The following is a 17,622-nucleotide window of genomic DNA, read 5'->3' as shown; positions in this document are numbered from 1 at the left end:
CATAAAAAGAAATCTAACCATTAGGAGAGCTATTAATGACTGTTCGCTATACTGAAGATCTGACAACATCGATTTATCAAGATGCCTTAACTATTAGACGAGACGTTTTCATTAAAGAACAAGGCGTGTCTGAAGCCATTGAAATTGAAGGAGAAGAAGGGTGCCTTCATTTCGTGCTTTATCATAACGAGCGCCCTCTTGCCACATGCCGACTGCTGAAAAAGGATTCTCGCATAGCTAAATTGCAGCGCATGGCCGTTTTAAAAGAAGGGCGTGGCCACCAGTTTGGCAGAGAGTTAATGGTGGCAGCTGAAAAAATCGCCGCAGACCACGGCTTCCATAAAATCATTCTCGGAGCCCAAAATACTGCCATCGGTTTTTATGAAAAACTTGGCTATCAAGTTGAGGGAGACGAGTTCCTTGACGCCGACATCCCTCATCATATGATGGAAAAAACACTTTAAAAATAACAGCATCTCAAGCAACTGCCGCCCCAAAAAAAGCAGACCAAGCCTGCTACATTTTTTTGGGGCGACACCTGTTTAATAATATTTTTTATTTGCCGATAAGCTGATCAAAAATAAAATGGCCGACACCACCATCACCACATTCTCTAATAACCAAATCACTTTTTTTCTGAATAGCTAACGGAGCATTCCCAACAGCTACCGAAACGTCGACAGCTTCAAACATCGACAGATCGTTCTCCCCATCACCGATTCCATAGGAGGTGACTTCTTCAAACTGTTGAATATAACCTGCGATCGCAGCCCCCTTGTTACTTTTGGGGTCAATGATCTCCAAAACAGTCGGAAAGGTCGAAAAAGCTGAAAAACCAGCCGCTTCAAAAAGAGTTTTTAAGCGATTGCGATTCTCATCGTTCCCTTCCATCAGTTCTACTTTCAACAACTTAATCTCAGGATGTTCTGTAAAATAACTCGTTAAATCTTCATGATGCTCACAAACATTAGTAAAATAATCCTCTTTATAATTCATCGCTTCGATTCCTTGTTGGCCCATAAAAGCCAAATCTAACCTCAATTGCTTAAGATGTTCCTGATAGTGCTCAATCGGCCGCAAATAGGTTTCAGCACTCGTATGTACATGATAAAAAATTTGATTTTCATCCAATATATTAACAATAAATTTGAATTGATCAAGTGTTAGTGTTTTAGGATATTGAGGGGATTCTCCCTTTAACTGAAACCCGGCTCCATTACTAAAGATCAGATCACAATCAAGCTGACTTTCCCTTAACAACATCCTCATTTGCTGATAATTGCGTCCACTGACGAACACAAAACGATCCCCATTCTTCTGCAAGGCATTAACTGCCTCTATATTAATTTTAGGAATGGGCTTACCCAACTCCTGAAAGGTACCATCTACATCTGAAAATACTACTTTCATCCTTTCCCTCCTTACATGAACGTTTAATTAAAAAGAGAACTGTCGCTAAATTAGCTGACAGCTCATTCGTTGCTTACAAAATGCTGGCACTCAACAACTTCCCATAACTAGCTTAAGTAAAAAAGTCACTTAGCCTTACTTCTTTGGAAGTTGTTCGCGCCATAACGCATTTCAGTTCTAACCTTTTTGACGGTAGAAAAAATGCTGGCACTCAACAACTTCCCATAACTGTCTTAAGTGAAAAAACCACTTGCGCCACTTCTTTGGAAGTTGTTCGTGCCATAACGCATTTTAGTTCTAACCTTCTACTTATGTTAGAATTCATCTAACTTCTTGCTACTTACGTGACAATTGCTGGTAGCGGTCGTACCATAGTTCAACATATTCTTGAGAAAAAGGTCCATAACCATTATTAATCCAATCGACAAGAATTTTGACATTTTCCTTGAGGATAAAATCAATTTCAGTTGGATAGTTCATTTGTCTACGGTGCTCTTCATACTCGTCTACGTCTAACAAGCGTTTTTCACCATCGGGAAAGACTTTAATGTCTAAATCATAATCGATATACTTTAAGGCTTCTTCGTCCATGAGGTAAGGTGAGGCTAAATTACAATAATAAGACACACCTTTTTCTCTAATCATGGCAATTACATTGAACCAATATTTGTTATGAAAATACACAATAGCTGGTTCTCGTGTAACCCACCTGCGACCGTCAGATTCTGTCACTAAAGTATGGTCATTGACCCCTATAAGAGAATGTTCACTTGTTTTTAATACCATGGTATCACGCCATGTGCGATGCAAATTGCCATCGTGTTTATAGCTTTGAATGGTGATGAATTCCCCTTCTCTAGGAACACGCATAGGTACCCTACTTTCTGTGAAATGATTCAGCCATTTCGTTAGGGTGTTCATTACACCGGCATCAGAATTATTATATCATAAATACGACTGATAGCTAGAATAAAATACCTAAATAATGGTTGAGTCCAGAAAATAGTGTCCCTACCCCTTGGCTATTCCAATGATTTTACCGCTGCACTCTCAGCGTGAATTGTAGTGGTATCAAACAAAGGAACTAGGGTATCTCCCTGTTTAACCAATAAGCCAATTTCTGTACAGCCTAAAATCACGGCCTCAGCTCCTTGAGCCGCCAATTCTGCAATAATTCGCAAGTAAGTCCGCCGAGAATCGTCACTTAGTATCCCTAAACAGAGTTCCTCGTAAATGATCTGACTAACCAATTGACGATCCTCTTGATTAGGAACCACTACCTCAATCCCTTTCGCCTCTATCTCCTTGCGATAAAAGGGCTCTTCCATTGTAAAAACAGTTCCCAACAACCCAACTTTTTGAATGTCTTTGGCAATTAAAGCATCCCCCGTAACTCTGGCGATATGCACCAAAGGAATAGTAATTGCCGCCGCCACTTGATCGGCAACCTTGTGCATCGTATTGGTGCAAATCAAAATAAAATCAGCTCCAGCTCCTTCTAATCTCCTAGCTGCATCACTTAAGACTTGGGCGCTCTTATCCCACTGTCCAGCAAATTGATAATTTTCAATTTCTTGAAAATCAACGCTTACCAGAATAATTTTAGCAGAGTGTAAACCTCCTAGCTCTCTTTTGACTGCTTCATTTATCAGTCGGTAATAATCAACCGTACTTTCCCAACTCATGCCACCGATCAAACCAATTGTTTTCATAACTGCTCCTTCCTAAAATTTAATCGTTAAAAATAATGCAGCCCTTGCAGTAACTCAACAATTTTTTGCTGAGGCTTGGGAAAGGCATACTCAGCAAATTCCGTAGGTTTTAGCCAGCGCTGCTGCGCCTCAAGTGGATAGTCACTATTTTTGCTAATGCCATAAGTAACGAGAACATGCCATTTCAAATGACTGAAGACATGGGTCACCTCTCCAACCGGTTGTTTTTGCCAAACAACCGCTTGATCTTGACGATTAGTTACAATCCAGTCACTAAGGTCAAACGCTTCTTCTGCCACAAGATCCAAACGAAGTTGAGGCTCTTGACTCGCCTGATACTCCTGCCACTGATTGCGCAAGTCGGCGTATTCTTCACTGGCGATTTCCACTAAAGGAAACGTCCATAAATTTGCTAACAAACCGGTATCTGCCCGTTGCCCAACTAAATAGGCCCCCTCTTGATTGCGGATGACTTGAGCAAGATAATAAACCGGTCGACTTTTTACTTTTTTACTTTTAACTGGGTAATTTGTCATTGTCCCCTTTTGATACGCCCCGCAATAAGATTGTAAGGGACAACTGTCACATTTAGGACTAGTCGGCGTACACGTCCCAGAGCCTAAATCCATAATGGCTTGATTAAAGCTACTAGGATCTTGGTGGGAGATAACCTTGCGCACAACATAATCAAACACTTTGCGACTAGCAGGCTTCACTATATCATCATCCAGTTCAAACAAACGACTAAAGACCCGCATAACATTGCCATCAATGGCCGGTTCAGGCAAGTCGAAAGCAATACTGGCGATGGCGCCAGCCGTATATGGCCCAATGCCCTTTAATGTACTGATTTCAGTGATTGTTTTTGGCATCTCACCAGCAAAATTTTCCATAATTTGTTGAGCGGCTACCTGCATATTCCGAACCCGTGAGTAATACCCCAATCCTTCCCAAGCCTTTAGCAAACGCTCTTCAGGGGCTTCTGCCAAATCCTTGATTGTCGGAAACCACTCCATAAACCGATAAAAGTAGGGGATCACCGTTACAACCTGAGTTTGTTGCAACATAATTTCTGAGACCCAAATTCGATAGGGGTCTTGATTTTCTCGCCAAGGTAACAAACGCCGTTCCCGATCATACCAGCGCAAAAAATCCTTTTGAAAAGCAGTGATTTTATCCTCCTGCCAGCCAATACTCAATTTTTCTAAGCGACTATCTGTTAACTCATTTTTACTCTTCATCTTCCATCTCTTTCTGACTGATATAAGCATTAATTATATCAAAACTAAAGCCTTTTCGGTACAAGGATTGGGTAACTTTTTGTTTACGCTTTTTCGCATCAAAGCGCTGATTTTTCCGCCATAGTTTATCACCTTGAATTTCAAGTAGACTTTCTTCCTCTTCTTCATCTTTCTCAATTGACAAAGTCTCTAACGTGGCTGTAATAATCTCTCCATTAAACCCTTTAGTCATTAAATATTGACGGATTTTCTGTAAACGCTCATAATGGCTGTTTCGGCCATACTTTCGCGCAGCTTTGGTCGCCACCTCTAAAGCTATCCGCAACTGCTCCTCTTCCGTATAGAGCTGTTGAACCTGCTCAATGACCTCATCTTTAATTCCACGACGCTTCAATTGTTGGCGAACCACACTAGGCCCTTTGTCAGACGTTCTCATTTGAGTTCTAACATAGCTTTCACCATACATCACATCATCAATTAATTGAAGGTCTTCAAGACGCTTTATAATTGCCACAATGCTCGCCCACTCAATCTCTCGCCCCTTTAGATAATCCTCCAGTTCTTTTTGTGAACGCAACTGATAACTTAAATAGTTTAATGCCATTTGATAACCATGGTCCAACTGGCTTTCTTTTTTCGCAGTGGCGATCACTTCATCACTAATTTCCATGCCTTTGAGCAGGCGTTGGCGCACTAACACATCTTCTGACACATAAAAAGAGCCACCTGCTTCTAGCCAAACTTTATATTGATTATTTTTCTCTTTTGAAATACTTTTAATTGTTTCCATCGTTTTCAACCCCTTAATAGTTGTTCGTCCTTTTGACTTCATTCGCCACTTACAATCCTTACCAGCCGACTAAAACAAACAAACGTTCTCCGACTAGTTTAACATATTTTCCGAGGATATTCCTGAGCAACCTCCCTAAACCTTTCAGAAAAATCTGCGGTTATTCAACTTCAACAGCTTTTCCCGTCATTCTGTGCTAAAATAAACAGGCTGAAACAATAATGAAAAAGGTGATTCTAATGGAAACAAATCATACTATCCAACTTGACCAAACGTTAAACGTGCCGATAAAACGCTTAGGAATTAATGGCGAAGGCATTGGCTATTTCAAAAAAACCATCGTCTTTGTACCAGGTGCCTTGCCTAGTGAAACCGTCACAGTTAAGGTGACAAAAGTCATGCCACGCTTCGTCGAAGCTAGCCTGATCCAAATCGATAAAGCGGCGGCTGACCGAGTCACCCCTCCTTGCCGGGTCTATGAAGAATGCGGCGGTTGTCAACTGCAACATTTAGCTTATGATTCGCAACTGGACTTCAAAAAAGACGTGGTTAAACAAGCTCTCGCAAAATACAAACCGGCAGGTTATCAGCAGTATCCGCTACTGCCGACCATCGGCATGGACAATCCTTGGTCATACCGAAACAAACTACAATTTCAAGTGCGCCAAAATGACAATGGTTTGGCTGAAGCAGGCCTTTATCAAGCAGACTCTCATCAATTAGTTCCCATTGACGATTGTCTAGTACAGCAGCCGGCCACGATGACTACGCTCAATAAAGTCGTAGCCCTGTTAAACAAATACAACGTACCGATCTACGATGAACAAAAAAATAGTGGCATTGTCAAAACCATCATGATTCGGGTGGGAATTGCCACTAAAGAAATCCAACTTGTCTTTATTACTAACAGCCCTAAACTGCCAAAAAAACAAGCCTTAATCGCTGAACTGACAGAAGACATGCCAGAGATTGTCTCGATCATGCAAAACATTCAACAACAAAAAACCTCACTGGTTATGGGAGAAGAAACCAAACACCTTTGGGGGAAAGAAAGCATTGAAGAACATTTAGGCGACTTGATTTTTGATCTATCACCACGAGCCTTCTTCCAGTTAAATCCCGAACAAACCGCTGTCCTTTACGAAGAAACTCGCAAAGCACTGGATGTTCAACCAAGCGATACCATTGTTGATGCATACTGCGGCGTTGGGACCATCGGCTTAAGCTTAGCTAAAAAAGTTACCCGTGTTCGTGGCATGGACACTATCCCTGCAGCTATTGAGGATGCCAGACGAAACGCTGAGCGCTTAGGCGTTGAAAACAGCCGCTATGAAGTTGGCACAGCCGAAGAACTGCTGCCACACTGGTTTACTAATGGCTTTAGACCAGATGGGATTGTCGTCGATCCGCCAAGAACAGGCTTAGATGACCAGCTGATTCAAGCTCTCCTCCGTTATCCTAGTCAAAAACTGGTTTATGTTTCCTGTAACCCTTCCACTTTGGCTCGGGATTTAGTTAAACTCACAAAAAAATACACCGTGGATTATCTACAGTCCGTCGACATGTTCCCCCAAACGGCTCGCGCCGAAGTAGTTGCGAAACTGACCCTTAAATCATAAGAGAAAAGCGAGTTCAACAGATATGTCATCTGTTGAACTCGCTCTTCTCTTATGATTCACTGTTGATTTTTTGAGCCCCTGATGAATCCAATAATTCAGTAGTTCCTTTAAAACTTATCCCATTTTTTATTTCACTTGAACTAATAAAAAATCCTTCAACATCTGCTAATTCTTCCCACTTCACATCGGGGTAATCAATCGTGATTGTTTCCACCACCAGATTGTGACTAAATTTAGCCTCATAATTAACACCGGAAACATCCGCATAGACCCGAGAACGTTCTGCCATTTTTGCTTTAGCCTCTTTTTCATCTAAGACAGCCAAATTATCATAGGTCAAACGACTGACCGCCACTTGCTGATAAACTTCATCACCTTTGGCTTTTAGGGTTACTTCGGTCTTGATTTCTTCCTCATTGATTATATAAGTTGCTGATTGTTCTTTGCCGCAGCCAGTCAAACTCACTACCATCACCAACAAAAAGCTAATAATACCTGCAAACTTTATTTTATTCATAATACCTGATTCACTCTTTTTCTATTATGATCCTTTATAAAAGGTCCCTTTTATAATATCATAAAACGGTATATAAACAAACACTTTTATCATTTTCATTAAAAAAACCTTGTTGTCGAGATTAATAATATAAAAACACTTAATATAGTACGATAAATATCAAAGGAACGAACCGGACTTAATAATCGATCAAAAAAGAAACTAAGATACTATTTACCTAGCCCAATCTTACGTCTTTGTAAGGATTGCCAAAATTTGTTTATCTTTAATAATAGACATGTTATAACTGAACTAGATTCTTTTTGAGTATTCTAGGAGGCCTTTATGGAAAAGAAGCGACTACAACAAATAAAAAGACAGAGAAAGCGACAACGACGACAGATTCGATTCTCTTTTTTTAGCGGGCTCCTAGTGGGAAGTGCTGCCGTCTTCTGTTTTTATCACGTGTATTATACCCCTCGATTAGCAACAGAAGCAGCAACTGAACAATCAAAAACACAAGAGCAAATAGAAACATTAACCGGACAAAATACCGACTTGCAAAAGGAAATTGATTTAAATAAGCAACACCTTAAGGCCGAAGCGGAAAAAAAACAACCGCGAATGACCTTCGGACAACCTAATAATGGCGAGCAATTTCCAGACCTAGCCTCTCAAATTGACAACAAATTCCATGAGGCAAACTTTATCGGCTCCTTACTGGTTATTAAAAACAATCAGATAGTCTTGGAAAAAGGATACGGCTATGCCGATAAATCTCAGGAGCGACTGAATGCCCCTAACACCGAATTTATGATCGCCTCGGTGCAAAAAGCCTATACAGCGGTTTTAGTGATGAAACTAGTTGAGGAGGGGTTGCTGACATTAGACACTCCTTTATCAACCTTTTATCCAAACCTCCCTAACAGCGATCAACTTACCATTAAAAGTTTAATAAACATGACATCTGGCCTGCAAATGAAAGGTTTTAATTCTCAAGGTGGAACAGAAGAGGATACTATCAAATACGCACTTAATACGGTGACCTATGCCCCGCTCTCAAAATGGAATTACTCAGCTGTCAACTACACCCTATTAGCTGGGATCATTCGTCAGCTAACAGGACGATCATACCAAGATTACTTTACGTCACAAATAATCACAAAACTAAACTTAGAACACACTGGCTTTTACCAATCTTTTTATTCAAATCCAAATCATGCTGTCGCATCTGACCCTAAAAATGCTCCCTATGCTGTTCCACTAAAAACAGCGGACAACATCTTTGCAGCAGAAACTGGAACTGGCAATGTCTACGCCACAACCGGTGACGTCTTTACCTTTTTCCAAGCGCTGTTGGATGGGAAGTTGCTTTCTAAAAACAGTCTAAGTGAACTTTGGGCCCGTCCTGAGCTAGCTTTTGAGTATACCTACGCAGCTGGGCTGTACCATAACGAGCAATCCCTTAATGGCCATGGTGTTATCGTTGGATTTGAACCAACATTGGCTTTTTCAGCTGACGGTCGTACGGGCATTATCACACTCAGCAACTATCTCTATCCCAAATCTCAAAACGCCAACCTCACAAAAGAAATTTTTAAGCTGCTTGAATAAGAAAAGCTGAACGAGGGGCTGCCGCCACTCTGATTGCTTTACTTCATCCTTCAAAACTTAGCGTAGGACTGCCTCCTCAAGCTAGATCCAAACTATCATATAGAAAACATGTAAAACTTTCCTATATTCTAAAAAAAAATGCCGCTATTACTAGCAGCAGTTTTTACTATTTTTCCAATTGAGCTTTTAGAATCCCTTGAACACGGGCCAATTCCTCTGGCGTAATATCTTGATAAGACACGCCATCACGCATAACCCCTTGTCCCTGTAAGGTATCTTGCTTAATATTAGCAAATGCCTCACGGTACTTACTCTGTAAATCTACCATATCTTCCCATGATAAATCGGTCTTCATATTAGAACCAATGGTATCCAAGATCGATTTATACCCCGTAATCGTCGATAAATTTAACGACTTTTTGACAATCGCAGTAATGATTTTACGTTGACGATCTTGACGTCCATAATCCCCTTTAGGATCTTCATAACGCATCCGCGAATAGGACAAAGCCTGTTCGCCATTTAACTGAATTGTGCCGATCGGAAAGTCATTTCCATCTTGACTAAAGGCCAGTGTGTTTTCAACGCTAACACCACCCACTGCATCAACCAGTTCTTTGAGCCCCTTCATATTAATCGTCACATAATGATCCAAGGGAATATCTAACAGATTTTCAACTGAATCCATGGCCATCTCAACGCCACCAAAAGCATAGGCATGGTTTATTTTATCCATGGTACCATTGCCAACTATCTCTGTATAGGTATCACGCGCAATACTTACAAGAGTCGTTTGATTGTTGTTAGGATTAATCGTTGCCACCAACATCGTGTCTGAACGTCCTTGTTCGTCCCGACCTAAATCCCCTGTATCTAAGCCAAGTAGTAAAACTGAGAACGGTTCGCCAGCATCAATGTTGACTGGCTGTTCTCTTTTTTCAGATTGTTTTCGCGTTGTCGGTTGATGAATCTCATTGGCTGTTCCTTTAACATCAAAATAAACTTTAGCCGCATAACCGCCAATCCCTATAATAATTACAAGCATAATAGCCAAAATACTCAAAAATACTTTTTTTCCTGTAGACATAGGTCACCCCGCACTTTCTCAATACTAAGCCTATTAAACCATATGCAAAAAAAATAGTAAAGAACCTTCTTTAGTCTTTACTAAATGTTTAAATTCCATTTATAACTCTCGAAAAACATCACAACAAAAAAGGTGTACTGTAAACTTCCTTACAATACACCTTTTATCGTGAATCCACTTCCAGATCACTCATCTATACTGGCTCCTTTTGTCTGCTTAATTCTTGAAGCGCCTTTTCAATTGTTGTGCCATAGCCACAAATTTGTGGATTATCAGGTAGATAAACTTTGAACAACTGCGTTTCTAAATCAAGAGACAGCCGGTATTCGCCATATCCATCTCTGTAAGTCATTTTTTCCCCTCCTTTCATCCTTGTATTGAAAGTGACCACCGTTCCTGTCGGCAGCCACTTATTAGCTAGCTGCTGGAACTTCTTGATCTATTAGCCACTCAACATTCCATCACCAGCTAATACCTATATATTACCAGCAATATTTGAAGAAATTGTTAAATAAACGTTATTGAAAGATGAAATTTATTTGATGAATCCCACCTTTTAATTAAAAAGAATGGCTATCATTGTTATTTTATCCAAATCACAGCTAACGCCGCTTTTTTCATCGCTACTTTTCAGCTTTAACTAGGGGGTCATTTAAAATAGACTCAATTTCATCAGTGAGCCACTCACCCGTTTCTTTGAGCTTATCGAAAGGAACCCAAGAACTTTGCATAAAGATCTTTTCAGCTTTAAACCCACCATCACTTTCTCTCTTACTCGCCAGCATTGCCCGTGCGTCTTTAACTCTTTCATCTGACAGATACCCTTCTTGTTGCAGCAAACTTAACAATTCGATTAAGTTGGTTCTATAAGGATAGGGATAAAATAATTTGGTGATATCTGAGCCCAAAGTTGCCGTTCGGTCCATTGTTTTATAGACCTCATGTTCTAAAATATAGGTGATTCCCGCCGTCAATTTTTGCTGAATATCCGCATCCTTGCCATATGCTCTTTGGAATTCCGCAAGAGCCTTCATCGATTTAACCAAGCCATCATAGCAAGGTGTTTTTCCCACACAGCCAAAACGCTGGTACAAATCACACCCACGCCAGTTGCAGACCTGACCTCTCTGCGTGATCTGATACTTCATAATCCAATCTACGCCATGTTCTGCTAACTGTTTTTGATCAAATCTAATCATTATCAAGGTGATCATGGCCTGATGGCAAGCAAGAACACCCTTTTCACCATCAGAAAGCGAAAAGCCCTCTCCTTGCTTAGTGTGAGTAATTAACTCATTTAACATGATGCTGGTCTTTTCAAGCCCGATCGTATCAGGGATTTCAGACAACTCTGTTAAAAGAAATTCCAACTTTCTAAGGCCGGTAAACCTGTCCGTCCGATAGTCAGCATTGACGATCGCCTCAACTACTTTTGAGCGACCTAATAGAGCATCAATTTGAGTTTTTGAGATTGTTTCTCCAAGGCGCCGCTTCTTTTTTAGAATGAGTGCTGTATCCATCTTCTGAAACCTCCTCTAGTCATCCCCCCAAAAAGGGGATCTGAACGGGTCAGACTCGCCCTTAACCCTCCCTTTGCAACCTAGCAACGTCTTGATTTTATCGATAAGAATAGACTCCAATTAAAGGGGATAGAGTTTCTTCTAAAAAAGGCTAAATTCCTAGTATTGCCTTAAATAATCTCACCTGATAGACCCGTAATAAGGCTGTTTGATCGATCGTCAAAGGATGATTTAACACATGAAGGTAATAACAAATATCTCTGTATATGATCAAATCAGCTGTGATTTTTTTCGCTATGAACTGCTCTTCATTTGAATTAAATGCTCCTACTTTCTCAGATAGATAATCATTGACCAATCTGTCTGACAACATATCCTGCTCACTTAGTCGTTAATACATTAATTATACCCCATATTTAATGAAACTGCCTAAAAAAATCACCTTCGTTACAATTAAAGAGTTTACCCATTCATTACGATGATTTATACTAAGGATAAAGATAGCCTATTCATTACAAGTCACTACATAGAGCTAGAACAGGAGGTTTTGGATGAACGAATTTTATTTGGCAATGGATTTAGGTGGAACAAGCATCAAGTCAGCTCTCTTCACTTCTGATTTTTCTTTAGTTGCCGAAAATAGACTTGAAACAAACGCTCATGAAGGAGCTGAAATTGTCTTAAAACGAATGATTCTTTCTCTCAATCAATTATTGGCATCATCACAGATCACTCCCAGTCAAATTAAAAGCTTAGGTGTTGGAGTACCAGGATTACTTGATCGTCACGCAGGGATTTCGATCTTTTCTCCTAATTTTCAGAATTGGGAAAATGTACCAGTTGCCGCTCTATTGGAAAGGGAATTGGGAATTGCTACCTTTATCGATAATGACGTCAGAATGAATTTATACGGAGAGTGCCAATTTGGCAGTGGTCAAGACAAAAAGAATGTAGTGCTTTTAACTCTAGGCACAGGATTAGGGGCCGGTGTGATGATTGATGGCAATGTTTTATATGGCACAACGGGAAGTGTTGGCGAAATCGGCCATATGAACATGTATCGCCAAGGCAGAGAATGTCGCTGTGGAAGCTCCGGCTGCTTAGGCCGGTATGTCTCCGCCTTAGGACTTTTGCGAACTGTCCGTGAAAAAATTCAAGCTGGTCAACAAAGCATCTTATCCGAGTGGGTCAATCATGATTTAACACAACTGACAGCGCAACAAGTCTCAAAAGCCTATGACGAAAAAGATTCAGTCGCACTTGCCGCATTCAAGGAAACTGGCGAGATTTTAGGTTTTGGATTAGCCAATGTGATAAATTTATATAACCCTGAAACCATCATAATCGGTGGCGGAATGTCAGCTGCCGGTGAACGGTTATTAGCCACAACCCGAGAAACGGTTAGCGCTCACGCCCTTCAACTGTCTCAAGCTACCTGTAATATCGTCCTTGCCTCATTAGGAGATGCCGCTGGGATGTACGGTGCCGCTTTTTACGCTAAACGTGAATCTTCTTAGTGGAGATAGCCTGTGAATTTGGTGAGTGTGCGACAAGCGATTTTGATCACTCATCGACTAAATAGCCAAATTTTCGCAAAAAAAGTAACGTGGAGATAATTCCGTGGGACCGCCACCAATTTTGACTGATTGCCCACTCATCTGGAAAGTCATTCCAAGCCCACGGAATAGTCCATGTGCCATTATCTTGAATACTCGTCATCAGATACTCCACAATATCACTGACTATATTAGGATTATCTGAAATTTGTGATAGGTCATCTTGATACTTTTGTAAAAATCCATAAGCAACCCCATCTACTAACCAGTCCATATCCAATTGAGTCATAAATCCTTTAATCTCTGCTTGGAGTTTCAAATGAAAGTTAGCCTGCTTGGAGATAGCTGTATAGCCAGCTTCCTCACTAAATTCAAGCAATCGCAAGTAACATAGTAGCAGATGACCATCTGTCGTCGGTTTCGAGTTCAAAAAATGGGCAATTGATTGATTCGCAAGATCGATTGCCAGCTTGTAAAGCGAACTTCCTTTTTCTGCAAAACGAATGATTAGCCCACAAAAATAAGCCGTTGGATTAAGATTAAGCTCCTTTGACCATTCCCACCAAAAAGCTTGAGGGCAATTTTCCTGTGCTTTAATGGTCGTGGGCCAACAATTGGTCTGGTGATCAAAGGAGTGCTCTAAATAGGTTAGCGCAGTCCTTACCAGATGACTCTCAACTGTTAGTAACTCTAACTCCCTCAGCACCTCAACGGCTGCCCATGTTTGGATTGGCGAAGAGCATTGATTCCATGAATCTGGCTCCATGGCGAAAGCAAAGCCACCATCCTTATTTTGAAAAGCCGCTAATACCTGAGCGGCTGCCATCTCAGGTCCCTTTTCAAAGTGAGTTTGCCATCTCAAAAGATCAAGAGGTCTCGCGTTTCGATAAACCCATTTTTGGGTAGTCTTTAAATCGACCCGTTTTTGTTGAGCCTTTAAGCTGGTTCCACGACGACAAATAAACATATAAGCCTCCTTATTCTAAAAAAAATGCTCTAATAACTTTGCGGCTTACCACTCAGTAAAAAGAATAGCCCTTAGCCTTCTTAAGTTAAAAAATTAGGAGGTTCGACACAAACTAACCACAGTCGATCCCCTCTTTGCATTTCAAAATAACCTGTTGATCCCTTTCAATCAATTCTACTACACCTGAGCACAATTAGAAACAGCGATTCTCATCATAAAAAACGTTTGGGATGAATAGGACTCACCACAAACGCTTCTTACCAAGACGAGCCACGCTCTTCCTACCATTTTTTAATAGGACAGCCTTTAAAGCGCAGTGCTGCTCTAAACTTAACAAAACACCCACATTTATGGCAGGTGTGTCCCATTAAAAAAGGACAGTCAAAACATAGTTGTAAACGTTCCTGGCATTGCGCCTCCGTTGCCAGGTCTATTTCGACTGCCAACTGTTCTGCTACTAATTGATCGACCTCTAAAAAGCTGAGACTTTGTCGGCCATCACATGTTTTGCAACTCATTTTAACTGCCCACTTCTGTTAAGGTCACCACACTCATAGGTGGCAAACAGATCGTTAACTGATCCTCGACACACTTAAAGTCAGCAAACCCCCTCACCTTAATGGTCTCAGGTTCCACAAAACTGTTGTGAGCATCCATCTGAGTTGCCGTAATATAACGCCCGGCAAGCTCCTGATAGGCACCGCTTTGCTTTTTGAGCTCCAGCGTAAACGCCTGATCAACAGAAAGATTACAGAGTGAAATCGTCAGCCGCCCGGCTTTTTTCGAGATTGTATGGCTTATCAATTGGTTTTCTGCCCCGTAACTGGCAATCAATTCCCCATCTTGGTGGTTTTGATACAAATCAAAAACGTGATAGGTAGGAGTTTTTATCATATCTGGTCCATCGGTTAAAATCATTGCCTGTAAGACATTGACCATTTGCGCAATATTTGCCATCTGAACCCGATCTGCGTGCTTGTGGAAAATATTTAAGGTGACAGCCGCAACCATGGCATCCCGAATCGTATTTTGTTGATACAAGAATCCCGGATTAGTTCCAGGCTCCACTGCTAACCACGAGCCCCATTCATCAACAATTAAACCGACCCGCTTTTCAGGATCGTATTGATCCATAATTTGGGAGTGTTTGGTAATCAATTCGTCCATCTTTTGAGCGCTTTCTACTAAAGAATACCAATGGTTTTCAGGGAAATTAAGAGCGGGCCCTTTATCCTCCCAGGCGCCTGTTAAAGCATAATGATGGAGACTGATTCCGTCCATAAAAGGAGTGGCCTCTTTCATCAGCACCTCCATCCAATGATAATCATCAATATTAGGCCCACAAGCAATTTTATAGGTTTTTTCTGTGCTGTACTGCCTCACATACGTTTGATATTGGCGGTATAAATCGGCGTAGTACTCCGGCCGCATATTCCCTCCGCAGCCCCAGCTTTCATTGCCAACACCGAAAAAAGCTAACCGCCACGGTTCTTGACGAACATTTTCACGTCTTAAATTAGCCATTGGCGATTCGCCAGGATTGGTGAGATAGTCCACCCATTCCTGCATCTCATAAACAGTGCCACTGCCGACATTCCCATTAACATAAGCCTCACAGCCCAGTTGGTTAATCAATTCAAAAAATTCATGGGTACCAAAGGTATTGTCCTCAGTCACGCCCCCCCAATGAGTATTGACAATTTTTTTACGATTTTCTTTAGGCCCAATGCCATCTTTCCAATGATACTCATCAGCAAAACAACCTCCTGGCCATCTGACCACCGGCACCTTGATCTGCCTCAAGGCGGCCACGACATCACTGCGAATGCCATTAACATTAGGGATCTCCGAATCTTTCCCGACCCAGACCCCTTCATAAATACAACGGCCCAAATGCTCAGCAAATTGACCGTAAATGTATTTACTAATCAGGGGCCCTTTTTTATCAGCTAATATCGTTAATTTCATAAATAATCTCCTCTACTTGATCAGTGTGGTTCTCCAAAAACTGGCATCCCGTCCTGCCAATGAAACAGTTGGGCACGAGCATGACGATTAGGGTTGTCCAGAGGATCACCTGCTTTAATTTTTTCAGGTCGAGCATGGTAAATTAGCACATCCTGCTGACCATCTTCCGAACGGGTAAATGAATTATGCCCTGGCCCAAATTGAGCCGCTTTTTCTGAACTTTCAAAAACAGGGACAGTGCTTTTGTGCCAAGCATAACCATCTAATAAATCAGCATCCTGATCTGCCCATAATAGCCCCATCTGATAGTTTTCATCTGTAGCACTGCCTGAATAAGTGATAAATACCTTACCATAACGTACTAGTACCGCCGCGCCTTCATTGACGGAAAAGCCAATTTTTTCCCAGTCAAACTCTGGAATTGTTAACAGTGTTGGCGTTCCCTTTAAAGTCCACGGATTGCTCATTTCAGACAGGTACAAGTTGGAATTTCCCGGAATCGCCGGTTCTTTTTGAGCCCAGACATAATACAGTCTATCCCGATGCTCAAAAGCCGTTCCATCTAAACTAAAGCTCTCTTGATGGGTTTTGATTTGCCCTTTCTCGTTCCAAAGACCTTCTAAAGGATTAGCTTCTTCACACTCAATCACAAACATTCGATGTTGAAAAATATTGTTTTTGGTTTCTGAACTAGCGGCGGCAGCAAAATAGATATACCATTTCCCGCGAATGTAGTGAATTTCTGGCGCCCATATTAACGCACTCATGGGACCAGCGGCATGGGCTCGCCAAACGGTGGCACGCTCCCCTTCTTCTAAACCATTAAGTGTTTTACTGCGGCGTACTTCGATTTCTTGATAGCCAGGTACCGAGCCAGTAAAATAATAATAGCCATCTGTATGGCGATAGACCCATGGGTCAGCTCGTTCTCTGACGATTGGATTGTGATAAACGGTGACTTTAGAAATGCTCAAAGGTCATTCCTCCTTCATGTAAATTAACTATTTGTTTCATTTTAATCAGCTTGTTTTTTACAATCAGATTCATCAAGAACAGTGTTCCCGAAAAACCAATTAAGCAAAAATACCCCATGTATTGGCGAGCCATAAACAAGGCGATTAGCTGGACGAGCATCACCCCAGCATTTAGGACCATGTTATCTAAAAAGAACTGGAGCGCGAATTTGAATGACACCTTGAGCGTCATCTCAAAATTGGCAAAAAATAGACATTGATAAAAATAGAAAACAACTACCAGAACTAGCAGAATCATAAACAAAGGACTAAGACTTTGAAATTTTGGAAATAACTTTACCCCGATTAAATTCACCACCAGAACAAGTGACAGTAAGACAGTCGGCAAGCCTAAAAGAACAGCCTCTTTAAACTCACGGCGGTAGCGCCTAACAAACATTCCTATGACGTTTTCTTCAACAGGATTATTTAACAGGAATAATGTCGCCGTTAAGGAAGGAGAAAATAACAATACCCCCACAGCTAAAGACACTAGTTTTAGACTTCCCTTGATGAAAAAAGCAGCCACAATCAGGGGATTGGTCACAACTAAACACAAGTTTAAAAGAAACAACAACCAGACTGTATTCAAAAAACGATTCATCAAATTCGGCTTCATCTCAGCTCCT

General features: G+C 41.1%; 19 protein-coding genes. 4 read left to right on the top strand and 15 right to left on the bottom strand.

Features of this window, described 5'->3' with window-relative positions:
* Nucleotides 1-35: 35 nt before the first annotated feature.
* On the top strand, nt 36-464 hold the full coding sequence (locus tag I6N95_RS10515; RefSeq protein ID WP_209527386.1) for a GNAT family N-acetyltransferase: 429 nt from the start codon (nt 36-38) through the stop codon (nt 462-464).
* Nucleotides 465-555: 91 nt separating this feature from the next.
* On the opposite strand, the gene I6N95_RS10510 is transcribed toward I6N95_RS10515, so the two are convergent.
* The 5 genes from I6N95_RS10510 to recX form a co-directional block, all read right to left on the bottom strand.
* Entirely contained in the window at nt 556-1,410 is an 855-nt protein-coding gene (locus I6N95_RS10510) for an HAD-IIB family hydrolase (protein ID WP_209527384.1), read from the bottom strand.
* A gap of 336 nt (nt 1,411-1,746) precedes the next feature.
* Nucleotides 1,747-2,280 carry a nucleoside tri-diphosphate phosphatase gene (ntdP, locus tag I6N95_RS10505; RefSeq protein WP_209527381.1) on the bottom strand — a complete coding sequence of 178 codons (534 nt, stop codon included), beginning with the start codon at nt 2,278-2,280 and terminating at the stop codon, nt 1,747-1,749.
* A gap of 152 nt (nt 2,281-2,432) precedes the next feature.
* Nucleotides 2,433-3,122 (bottom strand): aspartate/glutamate racemase family protein, encoded by a 690-nt coding sequence (locus I6N95_RS10500; protein ID WP_209527379.1) that lies wholly within the window; start codon nt 3,120-3,122, stop codon nt 2,433-2,435.
* 26 nt (nt 3,123-3,148) lie between these two features.
* Complete coding sequence (mutY, locus tag I6N95_RS10495; RefSeq protein WP_209527377.1) at nt 3,149-4,363, bottom strand: A/G-specific adenine glycosylase; 1,215 nt, start codon at nt 4,361-4,363, stop codon at nt 3,149-3,151.
* Nucleotides 4,353-5,153, bottom strand: a complete 801-nt coding sequence (gene recX / locus I6N95_RS10490; RefSeq protein ID WP_209527376.1) for a recombination regulator RecX — start codon at nt 5,151-5,153, stop codon at nt 4,353-4,355. The genes mutY and recX overlap by 11 nt, the downstream gene beginning before the upstream one ends.
* A 239-nt stretch (nt 5,154-5,392) precedes the next feature.
* Between recX and rlmD the strand changes: the two genes are divergently transcribed.
* Complete coding sequence (rlmD, locus tag I6N95_RS10485) at nt 5,393-6,772, top strand: 23S rRNA (uracil(1939)-C(5))-methyltransferase RlmD (protein WP_209527374.1); 1,380 nt, start codon at nt 5,393-5,395, stop codon at nt 6,770-6,772.
* Nucleotides 6,773-6,821: 49 nt separating this feature from the next.
* On the opposite strand, the gene I6N95_RS10480 is transcribed toward rlmD, so the two are convergent.
* Nucleotides 6,822-7,289: a DUF1307 domain-containing protein gene (locus I6N95_RS10480; protein WP_209527372.1), complete on the bottom strand. Its 468-nt coding sequence runs from the start codon at nt 7,287-7,289 to the stop codon at nt 6,822-6,824.
* Nucleotides 7,290-7,613: 324 nt separating this feature from the next.
* Between I6N95_RS10480 and I6N95_RS10475 the strand changes: the two genes are divergently transcribed.
* The gene (locus I6N95_RS10475; protein WP_209527370.1) at nt 7,614-8,882 is read left to right on the top strand and encodes a serine hydrolase domain-containing protein; all 1,269 of its coding nucleotides are present in this window, start codon (nt 7,614-7,616) and stop codon (nt 8,880-8,882) included.
* Between the two features lie 166 nt (nt 8,883-9,048).
* Here I6N95_RS10475 and I6N95_RS10470 read toward each other — a convergent pair whose 3' ends face one another.
* The 4 genes from I6N95_RS10470 to I6N95_RS10455 all read right to left on the bottom strand — a co-directional run bounded on the left by I6N95_RS10470 (nt 9,049) and on the right by I6N95_RS10455 (nt 11,859).
* Nucleotides 9,049-9,969: an LCP family glycopolymer transferase gene (locus tag I6N95_RS10470; RefSeq protein WP_209527368.1), complete on the bottom strand. Its 921-nt coding sequence runs from the start codon at nt 9,967-9,969 to the stop codon at nt 9,049-9,051.
* 193 nt (nt 9,970-10,162) lie between these two features.
* A complete protein-coding gene (locus I6N95_RS10465) occupies nt 10,163-10,321 on the bottom strand; it encodes a hypothetical protein (protein ID WP_209527366.1) in 159 nt (52 codons plus the stop codon).
* 271 nt (nt 10,322-10,592) lie between these two features.
* Nucleotides 10,593-11,489 carry a hypothetical protein gene (locus I6N95_RS10460; RefSeq protein ID WP_209527364.1) on the bottom strand — a complete coding sequence of 299 codons (897 nt, stop codon included), beginning with the start codon at nt 11,487-11,489 and terminating at the stop codon, nt 10,593-10,595.
* Nucleotides 11,490-11,640: 151 nt separating this feature from the next.
* A complete protein-coding gene (locus tag I6N95_RS10455; RefSeq protein ID WP_209527362.1) occupies nt 11,641-11,859 on the bottom strand; it encodes a hypothetical protein in 219 nt (72 codons plus the stop codon).
* A gap of 181 nt (nt 11,860-12,040) precedes the next feature.
* Between I6N95_RS10455 and I6N95_RS10450 the strand changes: the two genes are divergently transcribed.
* Nucleotides 12,041-13,006 (top strand): ROK family protein, encoded by a 966-nt coding sequence (locus I6N95_RS10450; RefSeq protein WP_209527360.1) that lies wholly within the window; start codon nt 12,041-12,043, stop codon nt 13,004-13,006.
* 46 nt (nt 13,007-13,052) lie between these two features.
* Here the strand turns inward: I6N95_RS10450 and I6N95_RS10445 are convergent, their stop codons facing one another.
* The 5 genes from I6N95_RS10445 to I6N95_RS10425 all read right to left on the bottom strand — a co-directional run bounded on the left by I6N95_RS10445 (nt 13,053) and on the right by I6N95_RS10425 (nt 17,612).
* Nucleotides 13,053-14,012, bottom strand: coding sequence for a hypothetical protein (locus I6N95_RS10445; RefSeq protein ID WP_209527358.1), 960 nt, complete (start codon nt 14,010-14,012; stop codon nt 13,053-13,055).
* A 281-nt stretch (nt 14,013-14,293) separates the two neighbouring features.
* Nucleotides 14,294-14,530: a DUF6171 family protein gene (locus tag I6N95_RS10440; RefSeq protein ID WP_209527356.1), complete on the bottom strand. Its 237-nt coding sequence runs from the start codon at nt 14,528-14,530 to the stop codon at nt 14,294-14,296.
* A 1-nt stretch (nt 14,531) separates the two neighbouring features.
* A complete protein-coding gene (locus I6N95_RS10435; protein WP_209527354.1) occupies nt 14,532-15,980 on the bottom strand; it encodes an alpha-N-arabinofuranosidase in 1,449 nt (482 codons plus the stop codon).
* A gap of 20 nt (nt 15,981-16,000) precedes the next feature.
* A complete protein-coding gene (locus I6N95_RS10430; RefSeq protein WP_245249391.1) occupies nt 16,001-16,954 on the bottom strand; it encodes a glycoside hydrolase family 43 protein in 954 nt (317 codons plus the stop codon).
* A complete protein-coding gene (locus I6N95_RS10425) occupies nt 16,941-17,612 on the bottom strand; it encodes a YesL family protein (RefSeq protein WP_209527352.1) in 672 nt (223 codons plus the stop codon). The genes I6N95_RS10430 and I6N95_RS10425 overlap by 14 nt, the downstream gene beginning before the upstream one ends.
* Nucleotides 17,613-17,622: the final 10 nt, after the last annotated feature.

This window comes from Vagococcus allomyrinae, from assembly GCF_017829975.1.
Lineage (GTDB): Bacteria > Bacillota > Bacilli > Lactobacillales > Vagococcaceae > Vagococcus_D > Vagococcus_D allomyrinae.
The sequence above is the reverse complement of the archived record's forward strand: the minus strand, read 5'-3'. Positions and strand labels throughout refer to the sequence as shown.

What these genes read in the sequence shown, in the direction of transcription:
- I6N95_RS10440 (WP_209527356.1), bottom strand. Translation starts at nt 14,530, where the DNA reads ATGAGTTGCAAAACATGTGATGGCCGACAAAGTCTCAGCTTTTTAGAG.
- rlmD (WP_209527374.1), top strand. Translation starts at nt 5,393, where the DNA reads ATGGAAACAAATCATACTATCCAACTTGACCAAACGTTAAACGTGCCG.
- I6N95_RS10475 (WP_209527370.1), top strand. Translation starts at nt 7,614, where the DNA reads ATGGAAAAGAAGCGACTACAACAAATAAAAAGACAGAGAAAGCGACAA.
- I6N95_RS10425 (WP_209527352.1), bottom strand. Translation starts at nt 17,612, where the DNA reads ATGAAGCCGAATTTGATGAATCGTTTTTTGAATACAGTCTGGTTGTTG.
- I6N95_RS10480 (WP_209527372.1), bottom strand. Translation starts at nt 7,289, where the DNA reads ATGAATAAAATAAAGTTTGCAGGTATTATTAGCTTTTTGTTGGTGATG.
- I6N95_RS10470 (WP_209527368.1), bottom strand. Translation starts at nt 9,969, where the DNA reads ATGTCTACAGGAAAAAAAGTATTTTTGAGTATTTTGGCTATTATGCTT.
- I6N95_RS10445 (WP_209527358.1), bottom strand. Translation starts at nt 14,012, where the DNA reads ATGTTTATTTGTCGTCGTGGAACCAGCTTAAAGGCTCAACAAAAACGG.
- I6N95_RS10465 (WP_209527366.1), bottom strand. Translation starts at nt 10,321, where the DNA reads ATGACTTACAGAGATGGATATGGCGAATACCGGCTGTCTCTTGATTTA.
- mutY (WP_209527377.1), bottom strand. Translation starts at nt 4,363, where the DNA reads ATGAAGAGTAAAAATGAGTTAACAGATAGTCGCTTAGAAAAATTGAGT.
- ntdP (WP_209527381.1), bottom strand. Translation starts at nt 2,280, where the DNA reads ATGCGTGTTCCTAGAGAAGGGGAATTCATCACCATTCAAAGCTATAAA.
- I6N95_RS10435 (WP_209527354.1), bottom strand. Translation starts at nt 15,980, where the DNA reads ATGAAATTAACGATATTAGCTGATAAAAAAGGGCCCCTGATTAGTAAA.
- I6N95_RS10460 (WP_209527364.1), bottom strand. Translation starts at nt 11,489, where the DNA reads ATGGATACAGCACTCATTCTAAAAAAGAAGCGGCGCCTTGGAGAAACA.
- I6N95_RS10500 (WP_209527379.1), bottom strand. Translation starts at nt 3,122, where the DNA reads ATGAAAACAATTGGTTTGATCGGTGGCATGAGTTGGGAAAGTACGGTT.
- recX (WP_209527376.1), bottom strand. Translation starts at nt 5,153, where the DNA reads ATGGAAACAATTAAAAGTATTTCAAAAGAGAAAAATAATCAATATAAA.
- I6N95_RS10510 (WP_209527384.1), bottom strand. Translation starts at nt 1,410, where the DNA reads ATGAAAGTAGTATTTTCAGATGTAGATGGTACCTTTCAGGAGTTGGGT.
- I6N95_RS10515 (WP_209527386.1), top strand. Translation starts at nt 36, where the DNA reads ATGACTGTTCGCTATACTGAAGATCTGACAACATCGATTTATCAAGAT.
- I6N95_RS10450 (WP_209527360.1), top strand. Translation starts at nt 12,041, where the DNA reads ATGAACGAATTTTATTTGGCAATGGATTTAGGTGGAACAAGCATCAAG.